This window comes from Isoptericola sp. F-RaC21 (assembly GCF_038593535.1).
Taxonomy (GTDB): Bacteria; Actinomycetota; Actinomycetes; order Actinomycetales; family Cellulomonadaceae; genus Isoptericola.
Genome location: NZ_JBCFYX010000001.1, coordinates 646,506 through 666,704, shown reverse-complemented (window position 1 = coordinate 666,704; position 20,199 = coordinate 646,506). Strand labels below are relative to the sequence as shown.

The following is a 20,199-nucleotide window of genomic DNA, read 5'->3' as shown; positions in this document are numbered from 1 at the left end:
AGGGAGCCAGCGATGACGACCGACCCCGCGACGCCAGCGACGCCGCCCGTCCCCGACCCGTGGTCGTCGGTCGCCGACGTCCTGGTGGTCTTCGGGATCACGGGCGACCTCGCCCGGGTCATGACCTTCCGCTCGCTGTACCGCCTGGAGCTGCGCGGGCTGCTCGACTGCCCGGTCGTGGGCGTCGCCGGCGACGACTGGACCCTGGAACGCCTGGTGCAGCACGCGCGCGACTCCGTCGTCGCGACGGGCGAGACCCTGGACGAGGACGCCTTCGGGCGGCTGGCCGGGCGGCTGGCCTACGTCCAGGGCGACTTCGACGAGCCGGCCACCTACGCCCGGGTGGGCGAGGCGATCAGCGGGACGAAGCACCCGGTGTTCTACCTGGAGATCCCGCCGTTCCTGTTCGGCAGGGTCGCGCGGGGGTTGGCCGAGGCGGGTCTCACGACCGAGGCCCGCGTCGTGGTGGAGAAGCCGTTCGGGCACGATCTCGAGTCCGCGAAGGCGCTGGCGGCCGAGCTGCACCGCTACCTGGACGAGGCGCAGCTGTACCGGATCGACCACTATCTCGGGAAGATGGGATACGAGGAGATCCTCTACCTCCGCTTCGCCAACACGGTGCTCGAACCGCTCTGGAACCGCAGCTACGTGGAATGCGTCCAGATCACGATGGCCGAGGACTTCGGCGTGGACGACCGGGGGCACTTCTACGACCCCGTCGGCGCGCTGCGGGACGTCGTGGTCAACCACCTCATGCAGGTGCTGGCGGCGGCCGCGATGGAGCCCCCGTCCGGCCGCGGGCCGGACGCCCTCCGCGACGCGGTCGTCACCCTGTTCCGTGCCGTGAAGACCGCCGATCCCGCGCACTACGTGCGGGGGCAGTACGACGGCTACCAGGACATCGACGGGGTCGCCGACGGCTCGACGACCGAGACCTACGCGGCGCTGCGGCTCGAGATCGACAACTGGCGGTGGGCGGGGGTGCCGTTCTACATCCGCACGGGCAAGCGGCTCCCCGCCACCCAGACCGAGATGCGCGTCGTCTTCCGCGCGCCGCCGCCGGTGGACCTCGGGCTGGGCGCGGGCGGGGACCGACGCCCGGTGCGCGACGAGTTCGTCGTGAAGCTCGACCCGTCCACCGGTGCCAGGCTGATCGTCGACGCCCGCCGGGCCGACGGGCAGGGACCGCAGGCGATCACCCTCGACGCCGAGCTCTCCGAGGAGGGCGGCGAGGGCGCCACCCCGTACGAGGTGCTGCTGCACGCCGCGATCGTCGGCGACTCCGGCCGGTTCAAGCGCCAGGACGTGGTCGAGGAGAGCTGGCGCATCGTGCAGCCGCTGATCGACGACCCGCCCCCCGTGCATCCGTACGTCCCCGGGACCTGGGGGCCTGCGATCGCGTCGAGCCTCGTCGCGGAGCACGGCGGGTGGCAGGGCCCCTGGATCGTGGAGCCGGACGGAGCCGGACGATGAGCGCCTCGACCTCGCCGTTCCCGCCCATCGCCGACTACGCGTTCCTCTCCGACTGCCACACCGGAGCTCTCATCGCCCCGGACGGGTCGGTCGACTGGCTGTGCCTGCCCGCCTTCGACTCCCCGAGCGCGTTCGGCAACCTCATCGACCGGGGGGCGGGCTCGTTCCGGCTCGGCCCGTTCGGCATCAACGTGCCCACCCAGCGCTCGTACGTGCCGGGCACCAACGTGCTGGCCACGACCTGGCACACGCCGGGCGGGTGGCTGCTGGTGCAGGACGCCCTGACGATGGGGCCTCGGACGGGCCCCGACCACGTCACCCCGCACACGAGACCGCCGGCCGACGACGACGCCGAGCACGTCCTCGTGCGGCTGGTCGAGTGCCTCGAGGGGACGGTCGAGGTCGAGCTGGTGTGCGAGCCCGCGTTCGACTACGGGCGGGAGCCGGCCGCCTGGACGCTGGCGGACGGCGACGAGCACGCGGCCGTCGCCACCGGCGCAGGTCAGACGTTCCGCCTCACCACCGACATGGCGCTCGGGGTGGAGGGAAGCTCGGCACGGGCGCGGCACACGCTGTCGGCGGGAGAGAAGGCGTACTGCTCGCTGTCCTGGGACGAGGCGCTCCCGGCGCCGACCGACGCCGGCGACGCCGCGGAGCGGGTCGGGCGCACCGTGGCGTACTGGCGGCGGTGGCTGGCGCGGGCGCGGATCCCCGACCACCCGCTGCGCTACCACCTGCAGCGCTCGGCCCTGACGATCAAGGGGCTCACGTACATGCCGACCGGGGCGACGGTGGCGGCGCTGACGACGTCCTTGCCCGAGACGCCGGGCGGGGAGCGCAACTGGGACTACCGGTACACGTGGATGCGCGACACCACGTTCACCCTGCAGGCCCTGCACTTCCTGAACCTGGACTGGGAGGCCGACGAGTTCATGCAGTTCGTCGCCGACCTGGAACCGAACCCGGACGGCGGCCTGCAGATCATGTACGGCATCGACGGACGACGCGACCTGGCCGAGTCGACCCGGGAGGACCTCTCCGGCTACGAGGGGGCCCGGCCGGTCCGGATCGGCAACGGGGCCTACGACCAGCGCCAGAACGACGTCTACGGCGCCGTGCTCGACTCCCTGCTGCTGCACACCCGGCGCAGCGAGCGCCTGCCCCGGCGGCTGTGGCCCCTCGTCACGTCGCAGGCCGAGCGCGCCCTGGCGACCTGGCGCGAGCCCGACCAGGGCATCTGGGAGGCCCGCGGCGCACCGCAGCACTACGTGTCGTCGAAGCTCATGGGCTGGGTGGCGCTGGACCGCGCCGCCAAGATCGCGGCGATCCGCGGCGACGGGGCGCTCGAGAAGACCTGGGGCGAGGCCGCCGAGGAGGTCCGCGCCGACATCCTCGAGCGGGGGGTGAGCGACCGCGGGGTGCTGCGCCAGCACTACGACACGGACGCCTTGGACGCCTCGACCCTGCTCGCGGCGATCTTCGGCTTCCTGCCCGGCAGCGACGACCGGATGAAGAACACGGTCGACGCGATCTCGACGGACCTCACGGAGCACGGCTTCGTGCTGCGGTACGTCACCGGCGAGACCGACGACGGCCTGTCCGGGAAGGAGGGGACCTTCCTGATCTGCTCGTTCTGGCTCGTCTCGGCGCTCTCCATCGTCGGGGAACGGGACGCGGCCAGGGACCTGCTGGAGCGGCTGCTGCGGATCGCGTCGCCGCTCGGTCTGTACGCGGAGGAGTTCGAGGTCGCCCGGTCGCGGCACCTGGGGAACTTCCCGCAGGCCTTCTCCCACCTGGCGCTCATCGAGGCCGCGGCCCGCATCATCCTCGCCGACCGGATCGAGGAGATGTCGCTGTGACGCCGACGCATCGAGCCCTGAGGAGACACCATGCCTGACGAGACGGCCGACGACTACGACGTCATCATCGTCGGATCCGGGGCGGGCGGAGGCACCCTCGCCCACCGGCTGGCGCCGTCGGGCACCCGGGTGCTGATCCTCGAGCGCGGCGACTGGCTGCCGCGGGAGGCAGAGAACTGGGACGCCGCGGCCGTCTTCGTCGACGACCGGTACGTCTCGGAGGACACCTGGTACGACGGGTCCGGGAAGCCCTTCCAGCCGCAGGTCCACTACTTCGTGGGCGGGGCGACGAAGTTCTACGGCGCGGCGCTGTACCGGCTGCGGGAGGCGGACTTCGGCGAGCTGAAGCACCACGGCGGGACGTCCCCCGCGTGGCCGATCGACTACGGCGACCTCGAGCCCTACTACGCGCAGGCCGAGGAGCTCTACCAGGTGCACGGCGTCCGCGGCGAGGACCCGACCGACCCGCCCGGCGGGCCGTACCCCTTCCCGCCGGTGTCGCACGAGCCGCGGATCCAGGAGCTGTTCGACGACCTGGGCAGGGTCGGCCTGCACCCCTTCCACTCGCCCAACGGCATCATGCTCGACGAGGCGAACCCGGCCTTCAGCGCCTGCATCCGCTCCGCCACGTGCGACGGGTTCCCCTGCCTGCTGCACGCGAAGGCGGACGCCGAGGTGGTCGCCGTCCGCCCGGCGATCACGCACGACAACGTCACCCTGATCCGCGACGCGCACGTGAGACGCCTCGAGACCGACTCCTCGGGGCGCACGGTCACGTCGGTCGTCGCGGACGTCGAGGGCGCCGAGCAGAGGTTCACCGGCGCGGTCGTCGTGCTCTCGGCCGGGGCCGCGAACTCCGCGAAGATCCTCCTCGCCAGCGCGAACGACGCCCATCCGAACGGGCTCGCCAACGGGTCCGACCAGGTCGGGCGCAACTACGTCTTCCACAACAGCCGGGCCTTCCTGGCGGTCTCGCTGGAGAAGAACGAGACCCGCTTCCAGAAGACCCTCGGCCTCAACGACTGGTACCTCGGGGACGCCGACTTCGACTACCCCATGGGCAACGTGCAGATGGTCGGCAAGTCGTCGCCGCCGATGTATCGGGGCGAGCAGCACATCGCGAAGCTCGCGCCCCTGTTCGCCCTCGACGAGCTGGCCGAGCACGCGGTCGACTTCTGGCTCTCGGCCGAGGACCTCCCCGACCCCGACAACCGGGTGACCCTGGGCAAGGACGGGAACGTCGTCCTGAGCTACACGCCGAACAACCGGGAGCCCCTCGAGCAGCTGTACCGCCGGGTGAAGGGCCACCTCAGCCACCTGGGCATGCACCCCCATCACCTGATCCCGCGCGCCGCGTACATGAAGAACGACATCCCGGTCGCGGGGTGCGCCCACCAGGCCGGCACCGTGCGGTTCGGCACCGATCCGGCGACGTCGGTGCTGGACCCGTACTGCCGAGCGCACGAGGTGGACAACCTGTACGTGGTCGACACGAGCTTCTTCCCGAGCATCGGGGCGGTGAACCCCGCGCTCACCGCGATGGCCAACGCCCTGCGCGTGGGCGACCACCTGCTCGACCGGCTCCGGTGAGGGAGGGGACGACATGAGCGTCGTCGTCGTCGGCGGAGGGATGGCCGGGGCGGCCTGCGCCTCGGCGCTGGCGGGCCACGGCATCGAGGTGACCCTCGTCGACCGGCACGACTACAGCCAGTTCCAGCCGCTGCTGTACCAGGTCGCGAGCTCACAGCTGCCGGCGGAGGACATCGCCCGACCGCTGCGGACCATGTTCCGCGACCGGTCCGAGGTGACCGTCGTCACCGGGGAGGTCGTCGCGGTCGACGTCGAGGCGAAGACCGTCACGACCGACGCCGGCACCGTCGGCCCCGCCGACCAGCTGGTGATCGCGGCGGGGGCGCGGCCGAACTTCTTCGGGGTGCCCGGGGCGGCCGAGCACGCCATCCCCCTCTACTCCGTGCGCGACGCCGAGCGCCTTCGCCGCCACCTCCGCGACCGGCTGCGGGGGCTGGGCTCACCGGAGGGGGGCGGTGCCCTGACGATCGTCGTGTGCGGCGGCGGCGCCACCGGTGTCGAGATCTCCGGGGCGCTCGCCGAGCTCCTGCAGGCGCTCCGGGACGAGGGGCGGCTCGCGGCGCCTGCGTCCGTGCGGCTGGTCGACCTCGGTCACGCCCTGCTCGCGCCGTTCACCGATCGCTCGCACCGCTATGCGCTCGACAAGCTCACCGCGATGGGTGTCGAGGTGACGTTCGGCGTCGCGGTGACCTCCGTGGACGCCGGCTCGGCGACCCTGTCGGACGGGTCGTCGGTCGTGACCGACACCGTGATCTGGGCGGGCGGGATCTCGGGCGCGTCGCTCGTGGACCTGACGGGCATCCCGGCCGGGCGTGGAGGGCGCATCGACGTCGCCCGGGACCTGACGGTCCCCGGCCACCCCGGCGTGTTCGCCGTCGGCGACGTCGCGAACGTGCCCGACGCCGCCGGCGGGACGCTCCCCCAGCTCGGCTCCGTCGCCCAGCAGAGCGGAGCCTGGGCGGGCAAGAACGTCCGGGCCCAGCGGGACGGGGCCGCGCTCGCCCCCTTCCACTACCACGACAAGGGCATCATGGCGATGATCGGGCGCAACACGGCCGTCGCCGAGGTGGGTCCCCACCGCCACCAGCTGGAGGGACCGTTCGCCTTCGCCGCCTGGCTCGGGCTGCACGGCGTCCTCATGTCGGGCTTCCACGACCGCGTGGACGCGGTCATGAACTGGGCCGACGACTACCTCCACCACGCGCGCGCCGCCGACCTCGAGCTCGAGGACTCCGTCGGCCGGATCGCCTGGGCCGACGACGACGCCGACCGGCCCGACCTCGGGCCCCGCTGACCGCTGCCCGGGCGGCACGCCCTGCAGGGAGCGCACCGGCTCAGCCCGTGGACCCGTCAGGGCCCGGCCACGCGGTCCTCGATGAACCGCAGCGCGGGGTCGACGACGGTGCCCAGGTCGTCGACCCCGCGCCACAGGTGCCCGGCCCCGGGCACCGCGTGCAGCTCGACGTCGACGCCCGCCGCGCGCAGCCGCGCCGCGAAGGCCTCGCTCTGCGCGAACGGGACCGCCGAGTCCGCGACACCGTGCGCGAGCAGGAACGGTGGCGCACCGGCGTGGACGTGATGGGCGGGGCTGGCGGCCAGCGCGCGCTCGCGGTCGGCCCCGACCGGGCCGCCGAGGAGCGCCGCCTCGCGGGTCGGCCCGCCGTCCGGCTCGGGACCCTGCGGGAGGGTCGTCAGGTCGCTCGGCCCGTACCAGTCGACGACGGCGCGCACCGCCGGCCCGCCGTCGGACGGGACGAGCGCGGCCAGCGCGGCGAGATGCCCACCGGCGGACTCTCCCCACAGGACCGTCCGGTCGGCGTCGAGCCCGTGCTCGGCCGCGCCCGTCTCCCGGACCCAGCGCACGGCGGCACGGACGTCGTCGAGCGCGGCGGGGAAGACGGCCTCACCGCTCAGCCGGTAGTCGGCCGCGACGACGGCCCACCCGCGGCCGGTGATCCGCCCGAACGTCTCGTCGTCGCCGCGCCCCGGGCAGAAGACCCGCCGGCTCCCCTGACGCCACCCGCCGCCGTGCACGAAGACGACGACGGGCGGGTGGGGGTCGGCGGGCAGGTGCAGGTCGAGGGACAGCGGGCGGAAGCCGGGCCGCGTGGCGTAGACGATGTCCCGGAGGACGCGGGGGCCCACCGTCAGTCGAACAGCTCGTAGCCGGCCACGAAGTTCACGTCGTGCGCGGCGCCCTGACGCGCCATCTCGTCGAACGACGGGATGTGGAACTCCGCCGGCTCGGGGATGCCGGCCTTGTCGGTGGGGCGCGCGACGGCCCGGAAGAAGTCGGTGAAGCCCGCGCTGGTGACGCCGAAGATCTTTCCGGTGCGCTCGATGCGGTACGAGTGGATCGTGTCGCGGGGCACGTAGCCGAAGCCGCCCTCCTCGAGGATGCGGGTCTCGCGCCCGCCGGCCTGGTCGTCGACCCACAGCCGGATCGCGCCGGAGAGCACGAAGAACGTCTCGTGCGTCGTGCGGTGGAAGTGCGCGGGCACGGCCTGGCCGGGCCTGCCCTCGGTGACGAAGGCGTCGAACTGCCCGCTCGTCTGCGGCGACGTCGTCAGCAGGGTGAAGAGCTGGTCGAACAGCACCAGCTTGTCCCCCTCCGCCTCGCCGAGGAAGTACGGGCTCGGTCCGGCGGGGAGCCGGCTCGCCGTCGCGTCCGTGCCGGTCGGCGCTGCCTGGGTCGTCGGGACTGCCTGGGTCGTCGGGTCTGCCTGGGTCATCGGGGCAACCTCCTCGTTGCGTGGTGCCGGCGTGTGCCGGCGTGGTGCAGCTGCGGGCCGTCGTGCGTGGCCGACGGCGTCGATCCTGCGCGCGGCGGCGCCCGCGGTCCAGTTGGACCTCCCGACCGGACGTGAGGCAACGCCTCACGTCGTCTAGCATCGCGGGGTGGACGTCTCGACAGCGGCGTTGCGGTACTTCCTGGTCCTCGCGCAGGAGCTGCACTTCGGCCACGCGGCGGACCGCCTGCAGATCACCTCACCGTCGCTCAGCCAGCAGATCTCCCGACTGGAGAAGATCCTCGGGTGCCGCCTGTTCGAGCGCTCGCCGCGGGCCGTCTCCCTGACGACGGCGGGCGAGGAGCTGCTCCCCCTCGCCCGCGAGGCGGTCGAGGCGCACGAGGCGGTGCACGCGTGGGCCCGCGTCGGACGGTCCCGCCCGGCGCCCCTACGGATCGGCCTGGTCGCCTCGGGCGCGGGCGAGCTCACCAGCACGATCCTCACCGCCGCGGTCGGCCGGGACCCGCGGCTGACCGTGCAGATCGTCCGCCTCGGCTTCTTCGACGCGACGGAGGCCGTCACGACGGGGCGGGTCGACGTCGCGCTGACGCTCGGGCCGCTGCCGCCGGCGCGCGGGCTGCGGTCCGCGCACCTCCTGGACGAGCCGCGGGTCCTCGTGCTGCGCGCGGACCACCCGCTCGCCGGTCGTGCGTCGGTGCACGTCGACGAGACGAACGACCTCGGCCTCGTCGTCCCGAGCGGCGCACCCGACGAGGCACGCGCCTGGTGGACGGCCGATCCCCGCCCGGACGGGAGCCGGCCCCGCGTGGTCACGGTGGCCGACGACGTCGAGGGACTCATGGAGCTCTGCGCCGCGGGGATCGGCGTCAACATCGCGACGCGATCCGTCGCCACCAGCTTCGGACGTCCGGGGCTGGCCTACGTCCCGATCGACGACGTCGACCCGGCGGAGGTCCTCGTGTGCTGGGCGACCCGGCCGCGGCACCCCGCGACACCCGACTTCGTGCGGACGGCCCTCGCGCTCTCCGACCGGACCGCCCGCACCGACCGGGTTACCGGCGCCGACGAGGCGGAGCGAGGGCGGCCGCCTGGGAGCCGGCGCCCCGGGAGATCGACCGGGCCGCGGTCCTGATCGCGGGCAGGAGGATGCGTGCCCCCGGCCGCGTCTGCGGGACCAGCACCGAGAGCGCGGCGATCACCCCCTCGCCGCGCCCGAACACCGGGACGGCCACGGAGACCACGTCGCGCGGGACGGCGCGCTGGAACACCTCGGCACGTCGGTCGACGATCTCGCGCAGCTCCTCGCCGAGCGCGGCGACGTCGACCGGGACGTGCTCGGGCTCGGCCACGAGCGGCCGCGCGAGGTACTCCACGCGGAAGTGCTCGTCGGCGTAGGCCAGCAGCACCCGGCCGACCCCCGTCGAGTGGAGCGGGAGCCGTTCGCCGACCTGGTACAGCGTGTCGACGGCGTGCTCGCCCGAGAGCCGTTCGATGAGCAGCGCGTGCTCGCCCTGCCGCACGGCGAGCAGCACGTGCTGGCCGGTCGCGTCCGCGAGGTCGCCCATGTACGGCAGGGCGATGTCACGGAGCTGCCGACCGCGCGGGGCCAGGCAACCCACCTCGTACAGGTGCACCCCGACGCTGTACCGGCCGTCGGGCAGCCTCTCCAGCGCACCCCACGCGGCGAGGCGCGTCGCGAGGCGCAGCGCGCTGCTGGCGGGGACGCCGCTCGCGCGCGACAGCTCCGAGAGCGACAGGTACGGGCGGTCGGCGCTGAAGCAGTCGAGCAGCGACAGCGCCCGGTCCACGACCGGCTCGCCGTGCGGAGGGCGGCGGCCGCGGCCGCCGCCCTCAGACGTGCCGTCCTGCGGCGGTCCCGACGTGCCCATGGCGCCCTCCCGTTGTCGCGGCGCACAGTGTGACACGGGTCATCCGCTTGCCGCTCAATGGCAGGTCTGCGCATGACGTCCGTCACCCTTCCATTGAGCGGCAGGCGGGCTTCCGCGCGGCCCGGGCAGCGGCCCAGCATCGCAGCCGTCATGTTCGCTGCCGAACCGGGAGGCCGACGATGCCCTCTGCTCCGCCCACCACCTCGGGAAGGTCCCGACCTCTCATCTTCGTCCTGTGCTGGCTGTGCCTGCTGGCCGACGGCTACGACCTCATGTCGTACGGCGCCACCCTGCCGGGCCTCATCGGCCGCCCACCGCTCGCCCTGACTCCCGTCGAGGCCGGTCACATCGGCAGCCTCGCCCTGGTGGGGATGCTCGTGGGATCTCTCGTCGCAGGCACCCTGACCGACCGTGTGGGCCGCCGCCGCATCTTCATCTCCAGCGTCGCGATCTTCTCGCTCGGCATGCTGCTGACGTCCTTCGCCTCCACGCCCGACACCTTCCTCGCGGCTCGGATCCTGACGTGCTTCGGGGTCGGCGGGCTGCTGCCGACCGCCGTGGCCCTCGCCACGGAGTTCGCGTCCCCCCGCACGCGGTCGCGCACCCTGGCCCTGGTGCTCACCGGACCGCCCACGGGCATGGTGCTCGCCGCGGCCGCCGCGGCCTGGCTCGTGCCCACCCACGGCGCACGCCCGGTCTACGCGCTCGCCGGCGCCTTCCTGCTGCTGCTCCCCGTGCTCTGGCTGCGCCTGCCGGAGTCGCCCGCCTACCTGCTCGCCAGGGGCCGTGCCACGGAGGCCGCGGAAGTCGCCGTCGTGCACGGGCTCGAGACCCCGGCACCCCCGGCGACCCCCACCGCGAGGACGACGGTCCGCACCCTGCTGACACCCGGCATGCTCGGGGCGACCCTGCTCATCTGGGCGACGACGTTCTTCAGCCTCCTGACGGTGTTCGGCATCACCACCTGGCTGCCCCAGGTCATGACCCAGGCCGGCTACGGACTCGGCTCGTCGATCCGGTTCCTGCTCGTCTACTGCGTGGGCGCCGTGCTCGGCACGGTCGTCGCGGGCCGGCTCGCCGACCGGGTCGGCCCCAAGCCGCTCGTGGTCGTCGGGTACGCGTGCGCCGTCGCCGCGCTGCTGCTCATCGCGCTGCGGCCCCCGAGCGCGGTGCTGCTCGTCCTCGTCCTCGTGGCCGGCTTCGGCGGTTTCGGGACGCAGAACATCCTCAACGACTTCATCGCCCGCTTCTACCCGCCGGCCGTCCGCGCCACCGGTCTCGGCTGGGCGCTCGGCGTGGGTCGGCTCGGCGGCATCGTCGGGCCCACCTTCGGGGCCTGGGTCATCACGCAGAGCGCCCCGCTGACGGCGACCAGCCTCGCGTTCGCGGCCACGGCTGCCCTGGGCGGGCTCGTGATGCTCCTCGTCCCGAAGGCGGTCGAGGCCCGGGCCGCGACGAGCGCCCCGGACGCGGACCCGGCCGCGAGCGCCGTCCGCCCGGCCTGACAGCACCCGCACCACCGAGAGGAGCTCGCACCGTGAGCGCCCAGCCCCCACCCTTCCCGACCCAGGTCGACGTCGTCGTCGCCGGGGGCGGCCCGACCGGCCTGTTCCTCGCGACCGAGCTGTCGCACCGGGGCGTGTCCTGCGTCGTCCTCGAGCCCCGCGAGGAGCTGGACTGGCTCCACCCCCGGGCGAAGACGACGAACGCCCGCACGATGACGCACCTGCGGCGTCTCGGCCTGGCCGACGCCCTGCGGGAGGCGGCACCCCTGACTCCGCAGTGGTCCGATCACGTCGCCTTCTGCACGTCGCTGGTGGGCCGCGAGCTCACCCGGTTCCGGCACGCGTTCCAGCTCGACGCCGGCCGCTACGGGCCCCAGCCCGAGTGCGGGCAGCAGGTCGCCCAACCCGTCGTCGAGCAGGTGCTGCGCGCTGGGCTCGAGGCGTCGGATGCCGCCCACCTGGCCCTCGGCGTGCGCCTCGACCGCTCGACGGACCTCGGGGCCGACGGGGTGGAGACCGTCGCCGTCGACGCGGACGGCACCGAGCACCGGATCCGGTCCCGGTTCCTCGTCGGTGCCGACGGCGTGGGTTCGACGGTGCGCCGCGGCCTGGGGGTGCGTCTGGAGGGCGGTTCGGCCGCGAAGTCGAACCTCGGCCTGCTGTTCCGGTCCGCGCGGCTCGCGGAGTCGGTCGCGCTCGACCCGGCCGTGCAGTACTGGGTGGTCGGTCGCGAGTACGCGGGCATGGTCGGCCCGATGGACCTCGACGGCCTGTGGTGGGCGATCGTGCAGGGGTACGACCCGGCGGCACCGCAGTTCGCGGGAGTCGGGCCCCAGGAGGTCCTGCGCTCGCTCGTCGGCGCGGACGTCGACGTCGAGCTCCTCGCCGAGGACCCGTGGACGGCGCGCATGCTGCTGGCCCCCACCTACCGTGTCGGCAACGTGCTCCTCGCCGGCGACGCGGCCCACGCGAACCCGCCGTGGGGCGGGCACGGCTTCAACACCTGCGTCGGCGACGCCGCCAACCTCGCCTGGAAGCTCGCGGGCGTCGTGCACGGCTGGGCCGGGCCGGGTCTGCTCGACAGCTACGAGCCCGAGCGACGCCCCGTCGCGCGGCGGACCATCGCCGAGGCGCAGCGCAACGGCGAGGTCCTCGCCGACGACCTCATGGACGACGACCTCGACCGGCCCGGCGCGGCGGGGGACGCCGCCCGCGCCCGCGCGGCGCAGGCGCTCGCCGTCAAGGAGTCGGAGTTCCACTCGCTCGGCCTCGTGCTGGGCTACCACTACGCGGGTTCTCCGATCGTCGCGGACGAGCTCGCGGACGCGCCACTCGAGGACCCCGTCCGGTACGAGCCGAGCACCGCCCCCGGCTGCCTGCTCCCCCACCACTGGATCGACGCCTCCACCTCCCTCTACGACGTCCTGGGCGCCGACTTCACCGTGCTGCTGCGTGCGGCGCCCGGGGCCGTGACCCACGACGACACGGCCTATGTCGAGACGGGCCTGGTCGACGCCGGGCTCGGCGTCCCGGTCACGGTCCGCACCGTGCCCTGGTCGCCGGAGTCCGCGGCCTGGCCCGACCCGTGGCTGCTCGTGCGCCCCGACCAGCACGTCGCCTGGCGCGGCTCGAGCCTCGCCGGACTCGTCGGGGCGCTGCGCCGGGCCGTCGGCCGCGCCGCCGGCGCACCGGACGACCTGACCGCCCCCTGCACCGCCCGAACGACCAGGAGCTCCTCATGAAGATCATCGGCGTCCGTCTCGACGACGGCTCGGTCCACGTCGCACGCCTCGCCGGCCCTGGCTCGGCCGAGCTGCTCGCGCCGCTCGAGCGCTTCTGGGCCGACCCGCAGGCCCACCTCGCCCCCGAGGCGACGGCCACCGCCGTCGTCCTGCTCGACGACGTCGAGCAGGTGCCGCCCGTGCTCCCGGGCGCGAAGGTGCTGTGCATCGGCCTGAACTACCTCAAGCACGTCGAGGAGGGCAGCTACTCCGCCGACGGGGTCCCGCCGTTCCCCACGCTGTTCGCCCGCTGGACGAGCAGCCTCTCCGTGGACGGCGCCACCGTCCCCGTGCCGGCGAACGAGCCCGGCGTCGACTGGGAGGGCGAGATCGTCGCCTACGTCGGCCGCACCCTCGTCGACGCCGGCCCCGACGAGGCGCTGGACGCCGTCGTCGGCTACTCGGTCTTCAACGACCTGACGTCGCGCACGGCGCAGAAGCTCACCTCCCAGTGGATCCTCGGCAAGAACGGCGACCGGTCCGGCCCGCTCGGTCCCCTCGTCCCGGCGTCGGAGGTCGGCGACCTGCGCGACGGCCTGCGCGTCACCACCCGCGTCAACGGCGAGACCGTCCAGGACGGCCGCACCGACCAGATGGTCTACACGGTCGGCGAGACCCTCTCCCTGGTCTCGCGCACGATGACGCTGCGGCCCGGCGACCTGCTCGCGACCGGCACGCCGTCGGGCGTGGGGTACTCGCGCACCCCGCCGTGGCTGCTGACGCCGGGCGACGTCGTCGAGGTCGACGTCGAACGGCTCGGGGTGCTGCGCACGCCCGTCGTGGGCAACGAGGCCCGCCACGCCCACGGCCACGCCCACGACGACGTCCCCGCCACGTCCGCGGAGGCGACCCGATGAGTGCCGCCACGACGGCCGGCGGCCCCGGGTCGCTCGCCGGGACGCTCGTCGTCGACCTCTCCCGCGCGCTCGCCGGCCCGCACGCCACGATGATGCTCGGCGACCTGGGCGCCCGCGTCGTCAAGATCGAGTCGCCCGCCGGCGACGACACCCGAGGCTGGGGCCCGCCGTTCGTGGCGGCGCGACGCCCCGGCACGCCGGCCGCCGGGTTCGGCGCGACCACGACCCGCCCCGGGCCGCAGGACGGCGAGTCGACGTACTTCCTCAGCGCGAACCGCAACAAGGAGTCCGTCGTCCTCGACCTCAAGCACCCGGACGACCTCGCCGTGCTGCGCGACCTCGTCGCCCGCGCCGACGTCGTCGTCGAGAACTTCCGCACCGGGGTGCTGGAGCGTCTCGGGCTCGGCGTCGAGGCGATGCTCGCGCTCAACCCGCGGCTCGTCGTGCTGTCGATCACCGGCTTCGGGCACGACGGCCCGGAGGGCGGGCGCGCCGGCTACGACCAGATCGCGCAGGGCGAGGCCGGTCTCATGTCGCTCACCGGTTCCGGCCCCGACGACCCCCAGAAGTTCGGCACCCCGATCTGCGACCTGCTCGCCGGCATGTACGGGGCGTACGGCGTCGTCGCGGCGCTGCTCGAGCGGGAGCGCACGGGCGTGGGGCAGGTCGTGCGCACGTCGCTCCTCGCCGCCGGCGTCGGCGTGCACGCGTTCCAGGGCACCCGCTGGACCGTCGCCGGCCAGGTCGGGCGGGCCGCGGGCAACCACCACGCGTCCATCGCGCCGTACGGGCTGTTCCGCTGCCGCGACGGCGCGGTGCAGATCGCGGTGGGCAGCGAGACCCTGTGGCGCCGGTTCTGCGACGGCTTCGGGCTCGACGCCGACGACCCGCGCTTCGCCACCAACCCCCTGCGGGTGGAGGCGCGCGAGGCCCTCGTCGCGCACGTCGAGGAGCGCTTCGCCGACACGGACGCCGCCGACCTGCTCGCACGGCTCACCGAGCTCGGTGTGCCGTGCGGCAAGATCCGGAGCGTCGACGAGGTGTACGCGTGGGACCAGACCGCCAGCCAGGGCCTGCTCCTCGACGTCGACCACGCGACCCTCGGCGTCGTCACGCTTCCCGGCCCCCCGCTGCGCTTCTTCGGTGCCGACGGGGGCGAGCGCACCCGCACGGCGCACGACGCCCCGCCCACGCTCGACCAGCACGGCGACGCCGTCCGTGCCTGGGCCCGCGGAGACTCCCCGCACCGGGACGACGCCCGCCCCGCCTCCGCGCCCGAGGCCGTCGGGGCGGCAGCCCGATGACGGCCGTCGTTGAGCGGCCCCGCGCCGCCGTGCCCCGCGCCGCCCGGGTCGTCGCCGCGCTGGTGGACCCCGGGTCGTACACCTCCTGGGACGAGCCTCTCGAGCGAGGCGCCGGGCCGGGCCACGACGACTACGCGGCCCAGCTCGCACGCGCCGCACAGCGCGCCGGGACGGACGAGGCGGTCGTCACCGGGCGCGCGCGGGTCGGCGGCCGGGCCGTCGCCCTGGTCGTGAGCGAGTTCGCCTTCCTCGGCGGCTCCGTCGGGGTCGCGGCCGCCCGTCGCACCCTGGCCGCCGTCCGCCGTGCCACCCGCGAACGCCTGCCGCTCCTCGCCCTGCCGGCGTCGGGCGGGACGCGCATGCAGGAGGGCACCCCGGCCTTCGTCGAGATGATCGGCCTCACCCGCGCGGTCGAGGAGCACAAGGCCGCGGGCCTGCCCTACCTCGTGCACCTGCGCCACCCGACCACGGGCGGCGTGCTCGCGTCCTGGGCGTCGCGCGCCCACGTGACGTTCGCCGAGCCGGGGGCGCTGATCGGGTTCCTCGGGCCGCAGGTGTTCGCCGCGCTCGAGGGCCACCCGTTCCCGGACGGCGTGCAGCTCGCGGAGAACCTGGCGGCCCGCGGGATCGTCGACGACGTCGTCCCCCTCGACGAGCTCCACGACGTCGTCGGCAGGACGCTCACCCTGCTCGACGCGACGGACGGGGCCACGGCCCACGACGTCGGCGAGACCGGGCCGGTCGCCCGCTCACCCCGCGTCGGCGCCAACCCCGTGCGCCACGCGGACGCGTGGGACAGCATCCGCCGCACCTCCCGCGAGGACCGCCCCGGCGTGCGCGACCTCCTCGACCGGGCTCGCGAGGTGGTGTGGCTGCACGGTCGTCACACGGCCGTCCGGGACGTGCACGGCCCGGGCGTGCCCGGGCGGGACGCCCTCGTCGTCGCGCTCGCCGACCTGGGCGGGCGGGTGTGCGTCGTCGTCGGGCAGGACCGGGTGGCCGCCCGCCAGGGCGCACCATGGGGCCCCGCAGCCCTGAGACGGGTCCGCCGGGCGTTCGCCACCGCGCAGTCGCTGGCCCTGCCGGTCGTGACGGTGGTCGACACCCCCGGCGCCGAGCTGTCGCGCGAGGCGGAGGACGGCGGGCTCGCCGCGGAGATCGCGGGCTGCATCGCGGAGCTCACCGCCCTGCCGGTGCCGACCGTGGCGGTGCTGCTCGGCCAGGGGACGGGCGGCGGGGCGCTGGCCCTCCTCGGCGCCCGACAGGTCGTCGCCGCCGAGCACGCCTGGCTCGCGCCGCTCCCGCCCCAGGGCGCGAGCGTCATCCTCCACGGCACCGGGGACCGCGCCGCCGAGCTCGCCCGCGCCCAGCACGTCCGGGCGCGGGACCTCGAGGCCGCCGGCTTCGTGGACGTCGTCGTCCCCGAGCCCGCCGATCCCACGGAGCCGCCCGACGCCCTCTGCCGCGCCGTCGTCGATGCCGTCGTCGACGCCCTGCGTCGCCAGACCTCCGCCGAGAGGCCCGCAGGCCGGAACCTCGCGCGCCACGATCCCGCAGACCAGATTCCCGAGAGGCAGCACCATGTCCGGTGAGTTCCGCCAGTACCTCTACCCTCACGACCACCCGCGGCTGGCCGAGGTGCGTGGCCTGGACGCGTACGCGTACCGCGAGGCGGCGCGGACCCCGGGCACGTTCACCGGCGGCCTCGTCGCCGGGTGGACGCCGCTGTACAAGGAGCCGTTCCGCGGGGTGACCGAGGACGGGACGCTGCGGACGGACCTCTACCCGCTCACGCCGCCGGGCCCGGACGAGGAGGCGCCCGTGGCGGACATGGTGGCGGCTGCCGACGCGCTCCTCGCAGCCCTGGACGACGCCGGTCGCGACCGCCTCGTGCACGACGTGACCGCGCCCGAGTGGCAGACGTGGGCGAACCCGGAGTTCATGCAGTTCGACACGGGACTGCGGCTGGAGCACCAGCCGCCGGAGGTCCGCGCGCGGGCGCTCGACCTCGTGCGCGCCTCCCTGAGCCCCGAGGGGTTCGAGCTCGCGCACGCGATGATGCGGATCAACGGGTTCCTCGGCGAGGTCACCGACCTGAGGTCCGTGCTCAACGAGTGGAGCTACAACGTCGCCCTGTACGGCGAGCCCGACCGGGAGCGCCCGTGGGGCTGGCAGCTGTTCGGTCACCACTGCGCGCTGAACTGCCTCGTCGTCGCGGGGCGCATGGTGCTCAGCCCGGTGTTCCTCGGCGCCGAACCGGACGAGATCGACACCGGCTCCGCCCGGGTCACCGCGCCCTTCCAGGACCGGATCGACCACGGCCTGGCGCTCATGGCGGCGATGACCCCGCAGCAGCGCGCGGCCGCGACGACGTACGAGCAGATGGTCGACCCTGCGATGCCGCCCGGCCGGGTGCACCCCGGCGACGAACGGCACCTCGCCGGCGCCTTCCAGGACAACCGCGTCATCCCGTTCGAGGGCGTGCGGGTGCGAGACCTGGCCCCGGAGGCACGACGCGAGGCGCTGGCCGTGGCGGCGGCGTTCGTCGGCCTGCTTCCCGCGGGGCCGAGGACGGCCAGGATGCGCGAGATCACGTCGCACCTCGACGAGACCTGGTTCTCCTGGATCGGCGGCCACCAGGCCGGAGACGTCTTCTACTACCGCCTCCAGTCCCCCGTGCTCGTCGCCGAGCTCGACCACCACTGCGGGGTGTTCCTCGACTACGACACCCCGAAGCCGTTCCACGTCCACACCGTGCTGCGCACCCCGCACGGCAACGACTACGGGCGCGCTCTCGCTCTCCAGGCCTCGCACATCAGCCACGCTGATGCGCTCCATCATTGACCTCGTCTTCCCCGCCCCTCGCCCCTCGGCCAGGCTTCGTGCCAGAGGGTCGGCGCGACCCCCCAGGCGTACCGCTCAGCACTCCGGCGACGGTGCCGGACCTCATGGCAAGGAAGCCACGACATGACGACTCCCGCTCCGGCCGTCGACGACGCGGCCGCGCACCCCTGGCCCGACCCGCGCGGCGCGTTCCTCTTCTTCCTCGCGTTCGCGGCGATCGGCGGCGGCATGGCGCAGCTCGTCCCCGCCGTCCTGACGCTCTCGCTCAAGGCCGCCCAGCTGGACCCGGACCGCGAGACCACGATCCTGTCCATCGCCGTGGGCGTCGGCGCCGTCTTCGCCCTCGTCGCGGCGCCCGTCTTCGGGCGGCTCAGCGACCGCATCACCTGGCGGACGGGACGCCGTCGCCCGCTGCTGGTGCTCGGCGCGGTCCTCTACCTCGTCGGCGCCCCGATCATGTACGCGGCGCCTGACGTCGCCGTCCTCACGGCCGGGACGATCGTCACGATGGTCGGCGTCTCGGCCGTCACCGTCGCGTGCACCGCCGTCCTGGCCGACCAGTACCCGCCCGAGCGGCGTGGGCCGGCGTCCGCGCTGGTCGGCCTCGGCCTCCCGGTGGGCGCGGTGGTCGGGCTCTTCCTCGCCCAGCTGGTCTCGGCCTCGCTCCTGGCCCAGTTCCTCGTGCCCGCCCTGGTGGCGAGCGCCGCCGCGATCCTGCTGACGCTCCGGCTCGACGACCGCGTGATCGACCGCGCCGAGGTCCCCCACCGCGGTGCCCGCGACTTCTTCGGCACGTTCTGGGTCAACCCGGTCCGCCACCCCTCCTTCGGCTTCGCCTGGGCGAGCCGGCTCCTGCTGTTCTTCGGGGTGGCGTCGGTCCAGGCGTACCAGGCGTTCTACCTGATCCGGGAGATGGGGTACAGCACGCTCGACGTCTCCGGTGCCGTCTTCGCCTCGACGCTGGTGATGACCGTCATGGCGCTCGCCTTCGCCGCGCTCTTCGGACGGGTCTCGGACCGGGTCGGCCGCCGCAAGCCGTTCGTCGTGGCCGCCGCGGTCATCTTCGCCGTCGGCCTCGTGCTCGTCACCGCCGCGGAGACGTTCCCCGCGTTCCTCGGCGCGATGGCGGTCGTGGGCGTCGGCCAGGGCGTCTACATGGCCGTCGACCTCGCCCTGGTCAGCGAGGTCCTCCCGGACCAGAACGACATCGCCAAGGACATGGGCATCATGTGGCTGGCCAGCTCGCTGCCGAACTCCATCGTCCCCGCCGTCGCGCCCGCGCTGCTGGCGATCGGGGCGGGGGCCGCCGGGGCCCAGAACTTCCCCGCGCTCTTCCTCGCCGGCGCCGCCGCGGCGCTCCTCGGCGCCCTGCTCATCCTCCCGATCCGCGGCACCCGCTAGGTGCGCCGGGCCCACCCGCCAGGGCAGGCCCGGCGCCTCATCCCCGAGGCAGCTGTACCCCGACGCACGCCGCCAGGGACGCCAGCAGCTCGTCCTGGAACGCCTCGTCGTGCACGGCGGGGTGCGGGTCCTCGGTGTGCCCGTGGAACCAGTACCGGCCGCTTCGTCGCGCCGCGTCGTCGTCGGTCGTGGCGAGCCAGGCCTGCGTGACGTGGGCCAGGTCGAGGTCGTCGCTCGCGCCGGGCCCGCCCATCCTGGTCGGCACCCACCCGGGGTCGACGGCGTGCGACCACGTGTCCGGCCACCGCCGGGCGACGGCGGCCATGAGGGTCGTGACGAACAGCTTGCTGTCGGAGTAGGAGCGCGTGGTGCGCGAGCCCGCCCAGTCGGCCCCGGACAGGTCGGCCCGTCCTCCGCGATGCATGCCGCTGCTGAGAAAGACCAGCCGCCCCGGGCGCATCATCCCCGCCGTCAGCGCGTAGGGGGCGACGACGTTCACCGGCAGGACCGCCGGGCCGTCCATGGTGCCGGCGTTGTGGATCACGGCGTCGAACCGCCCGAGGTCGTTCGCCTGCCGGACGAGGTCGCGCACCTCGTCGAGGCGTGCGAGGTCGCCGACCACCACCCCGGCACCGCGGTCCGTCAGGTCCTCGACGGCCGGCACCCGCGCCGTCGTGCGGGCGTGCACGACGACCTCGTGACCGGCGTCGAGGAGGGCCGACGCCGTCGCCCGGCCCACGCCCTCGGTCGACCCCGTCACCAGGATCCGCGCCATGGTGCTCCCCTCCTTCTCGATCGTGTCTCGATCGGTCCTGTCCCCCGCACCGTCGAGCGGGTGCCCAGACGCCCGACGAGCGGGTCCTGCGTCTTCCCGCCTCTCATCGCCCGGGTCAGGCGAGATGCCGCCGTTCGCGGAGCCCGGTCCAGCACCGACAGGTCGGCCAGG

Annotated in this window: 16 protein-coding genes; 12 read left to right on the top strand and 4 right to left on the bottom strand. The window is 74.3% G+C overall.

Translation table 11 applies throughout. The features are described from left to right. Positions 1-12: 12 nt before the first annotated feature. Genes zwf through AAG589_RS03075 form a run of 4 tightly spaced genes read left to right on the top strand, consistent with a single transcriptional unit; the run spans position 13 to position 6,216 of the window. The gene (gene zwf, locus AAG589_RS03090; protein WP_430565768.1) at positions 13-1,473 is read left to right on the top strand and encodes a glucose-6-phosphate dehydrogenase; all 1,461 of its coding nucleotides are present in this window, start codon (positions 13-15) and stop codon (positions 1,471-1,473) included. Beyond that, complete coding sequence (locus tag AAG589_RS03085) at positions 1,470-3,332, top strand: glycoside hydrolase family 15 protein (protein WP_430565767.1); 1,863 nt, start codon at positions 1,470-1,472, stop codon at positions 3,330-3,332. Before zwf ends, AAG589_RS03085 begins: the two co-directional genes overlap by 4 nt. 30 nt (positions 3,333-3,362) lie before the next feature. Beyond that, positions 3,363-4,922 (top strand): GMC family oxidoreductase, encoded by a 1,560-nt coding sequence (locus tag AAG589_RS03080; protein ID WP_430565766.1) that lies wholly within the window; start codon positions 3,363-3,365, stop codon positions 4,920-4,922. 13 nt (positions 4,923-4,935) lie between these two features. Then, positions 4,936-6,216, top strand: coding sequence for an NAD(P)/FAD-dependent oxidoreductase (locus AAG589_RS03075; RefSeq protein ID WP_430565765.1), 1,281 nt, complete (start codon positions 4,936-4,938; stop codon positions 6,214-6,216). A gap of 56 nt (positions 6,217-6,272) precedes the next feature. Here the strand turns inward: AAG589_RS03075 and AAG589_RS03070 are convergent, their stop codons facing one another. Both AAG589_RS03070 and AAG589_RS03065 read right to left on the bottom strand, forming a co-directional pair. Beyond that, positions 6,273-7,067: an alpha/beta hydrolase gene (locus tag AAG589_RS03070; RefSeq protein ID WP_430565764.1), complete on the bottom strand. Its 795-nt coding sequence runs from the start codon at positions 7,065-7,067 to the stop codon at positions 6,273-6,275. Between the two features lie 2 nt (positions 7,068-7,069). Next, complete coding sequence (locus AAG589_RS03065; protein WP_430565763.1) at positions 7,070-7,654, bottom strand: quercetin 2,3-dioxygenase; 585 nt, start codon at positions 7,652-7,654, stop codon at positions 7,070-7,072. A 166-nt stretch (positions 7,655-7,820) separates the two neighbouring features. Here AAG589_RS03065 and AAG589_RS03060 point away from each other — a divergent pair, with 166 nt between their 5' ends. Further along, positions 7,821-8,804, top strand: coding sequence for a LysR family transcriptional regulator (locus tag AAG589_RS03060; protein WP_430565762.1), 984 nt, complete (start codon positions 7,821-7,823; stop codon positions 8,802-8,804). Here the strand turns inward: AAG589_RS03060 and AAG589_RS03055 are convergent. Continuing rightward, on the bottom strand, positions 8,725-9,561 hold the full coding sequence (locus AAG589_RS03055) for an IclR family transcriptional regulator (protein WP_430565761.1): 837 nt from the start codon (positions 9,559-9,561) through the stop codon (positions 8,725-8,727). The genes AAG589_RS03060 and AAG589_RS03055 overlap by 80 nt on opposite strands. 179 nt (positions 9,562-9,740) lie before the next feature. Here AAG589_RS03055 and AAG589_RS03050 point away from each other — a divergent pair, with 179 nt between their 5' ends. From AAG589_RS03050 to AAG589_RS03020, 7 genes are all read left to right on the top strand, one after another. Next, positions 9,741-11,066, top strand: coding sequence for an MFS transporter (locus AAG589_RS03050; RefSeq protein WP_430565760.1), 1,326 nt, complete (start codon positions 9,741-9,743; stop codon positions 11,064-11,066). A gap of 32 nt (positions 11,067-11,098) precedes the next feature. Then, entirely contained in the window at positions 11,099-12,808 is a 1,710-nt protein-coding gene (locus AAG589_RS03045; protein ID WP_430565759.1) for an FAD-dependent monooxygenase, read from the top strand. Then, positions 12,805-13,704 carry a fumarylacetoacetate hydrolase family protein gene (locus AAG589_RS03040; RefSeq protein WP_430565758.1) on the top strand — a complete coding sequence of 300 codons (900 nt, stop codon included), beginning with the start codon at positions 12,805-12,807 and terminating at the stop codon, positions 13,702-13,704. The genes AAG589_RS03045 and AAG589_RS03040 overlap by 4 nt, the downstream gene beginning before the upstream one ends. Continuing rightward, complete coding sequence (locus tag AAG589_RS03035) at positions 13,701-15,008, top strand: CaiB/BaiF CoA transferase family protein (RefSeq protein WP_430565757.1); 1,308 nt, start codon at positions 13,701-13,703, stop codon at positions 15,006-15,008. The genes AAG589_RS03040 and AAG589_RS03035 overlap by 4 nt, the downstream gene beginning before the upstream one ends. Further along, positions 15,005-16,600 carry a carboxyl transferase domain-containing protein gene (locus AAG589_RS03030; protein WP_430565756.1) on the top strand — a complete coding sequence of 532 codons (1,596 nt, stop codon included), beginning with the start codon at positions 15,005-15,007 and terminating at the stop codon, positions 16,598-16,600. Before AAG589_RS03035 ends, AAG589_RS03030 begins: the two co-directional genes overlap by 4 nt. After that, positions 16,590-17,852 carry a DUF3500 domain-containing protein gene (locus AAG589_RS03025; RefSeq protein WP_430565755.1) on the top strand — a complete coding sequence of 421 codons (1,263 nt, stop codon included), beginning with the start codon at positions 16,590-16,592 and terminating at the stop codon, positions 17,850-17,852. Before AAG589_RS03030 ends, AAG589_RS03025 begins: the two co-directional genes overlap by 11 nt. A 123-nt stretch (positions 17,853-17,975) precedes the next feature. Further along, positions 17,976-19,253: an MFS transporter gene (locus AAG589_RS03020; RefSeq protein ID WP_430565754.1), complete on the top strand. Its 1,278-nt coding sequence runs from the start codon at positions 17,976-17,978 to the stop codon at positions 19,251-19,253. Between the two features lie 37 nt (positions 19,254-19,290). Here the strand turns inward: AAG589_RS03020 and AAG589_RS03015 are convergent, their stop codons facing one another. After that, positions 19,291-20,028, bottom strand: coding sequence for an SDR family NAD(P)-dependent oxidoreductase (locus AAG589_RS03015; protein WP_430565753.1), 738 nt, complete (start codon positions 20,026-20,028; stop codon positions 19,291-19,293). Between the last annotated feature and the right edge of the window lie 171 nt (positions 20,029-20,199).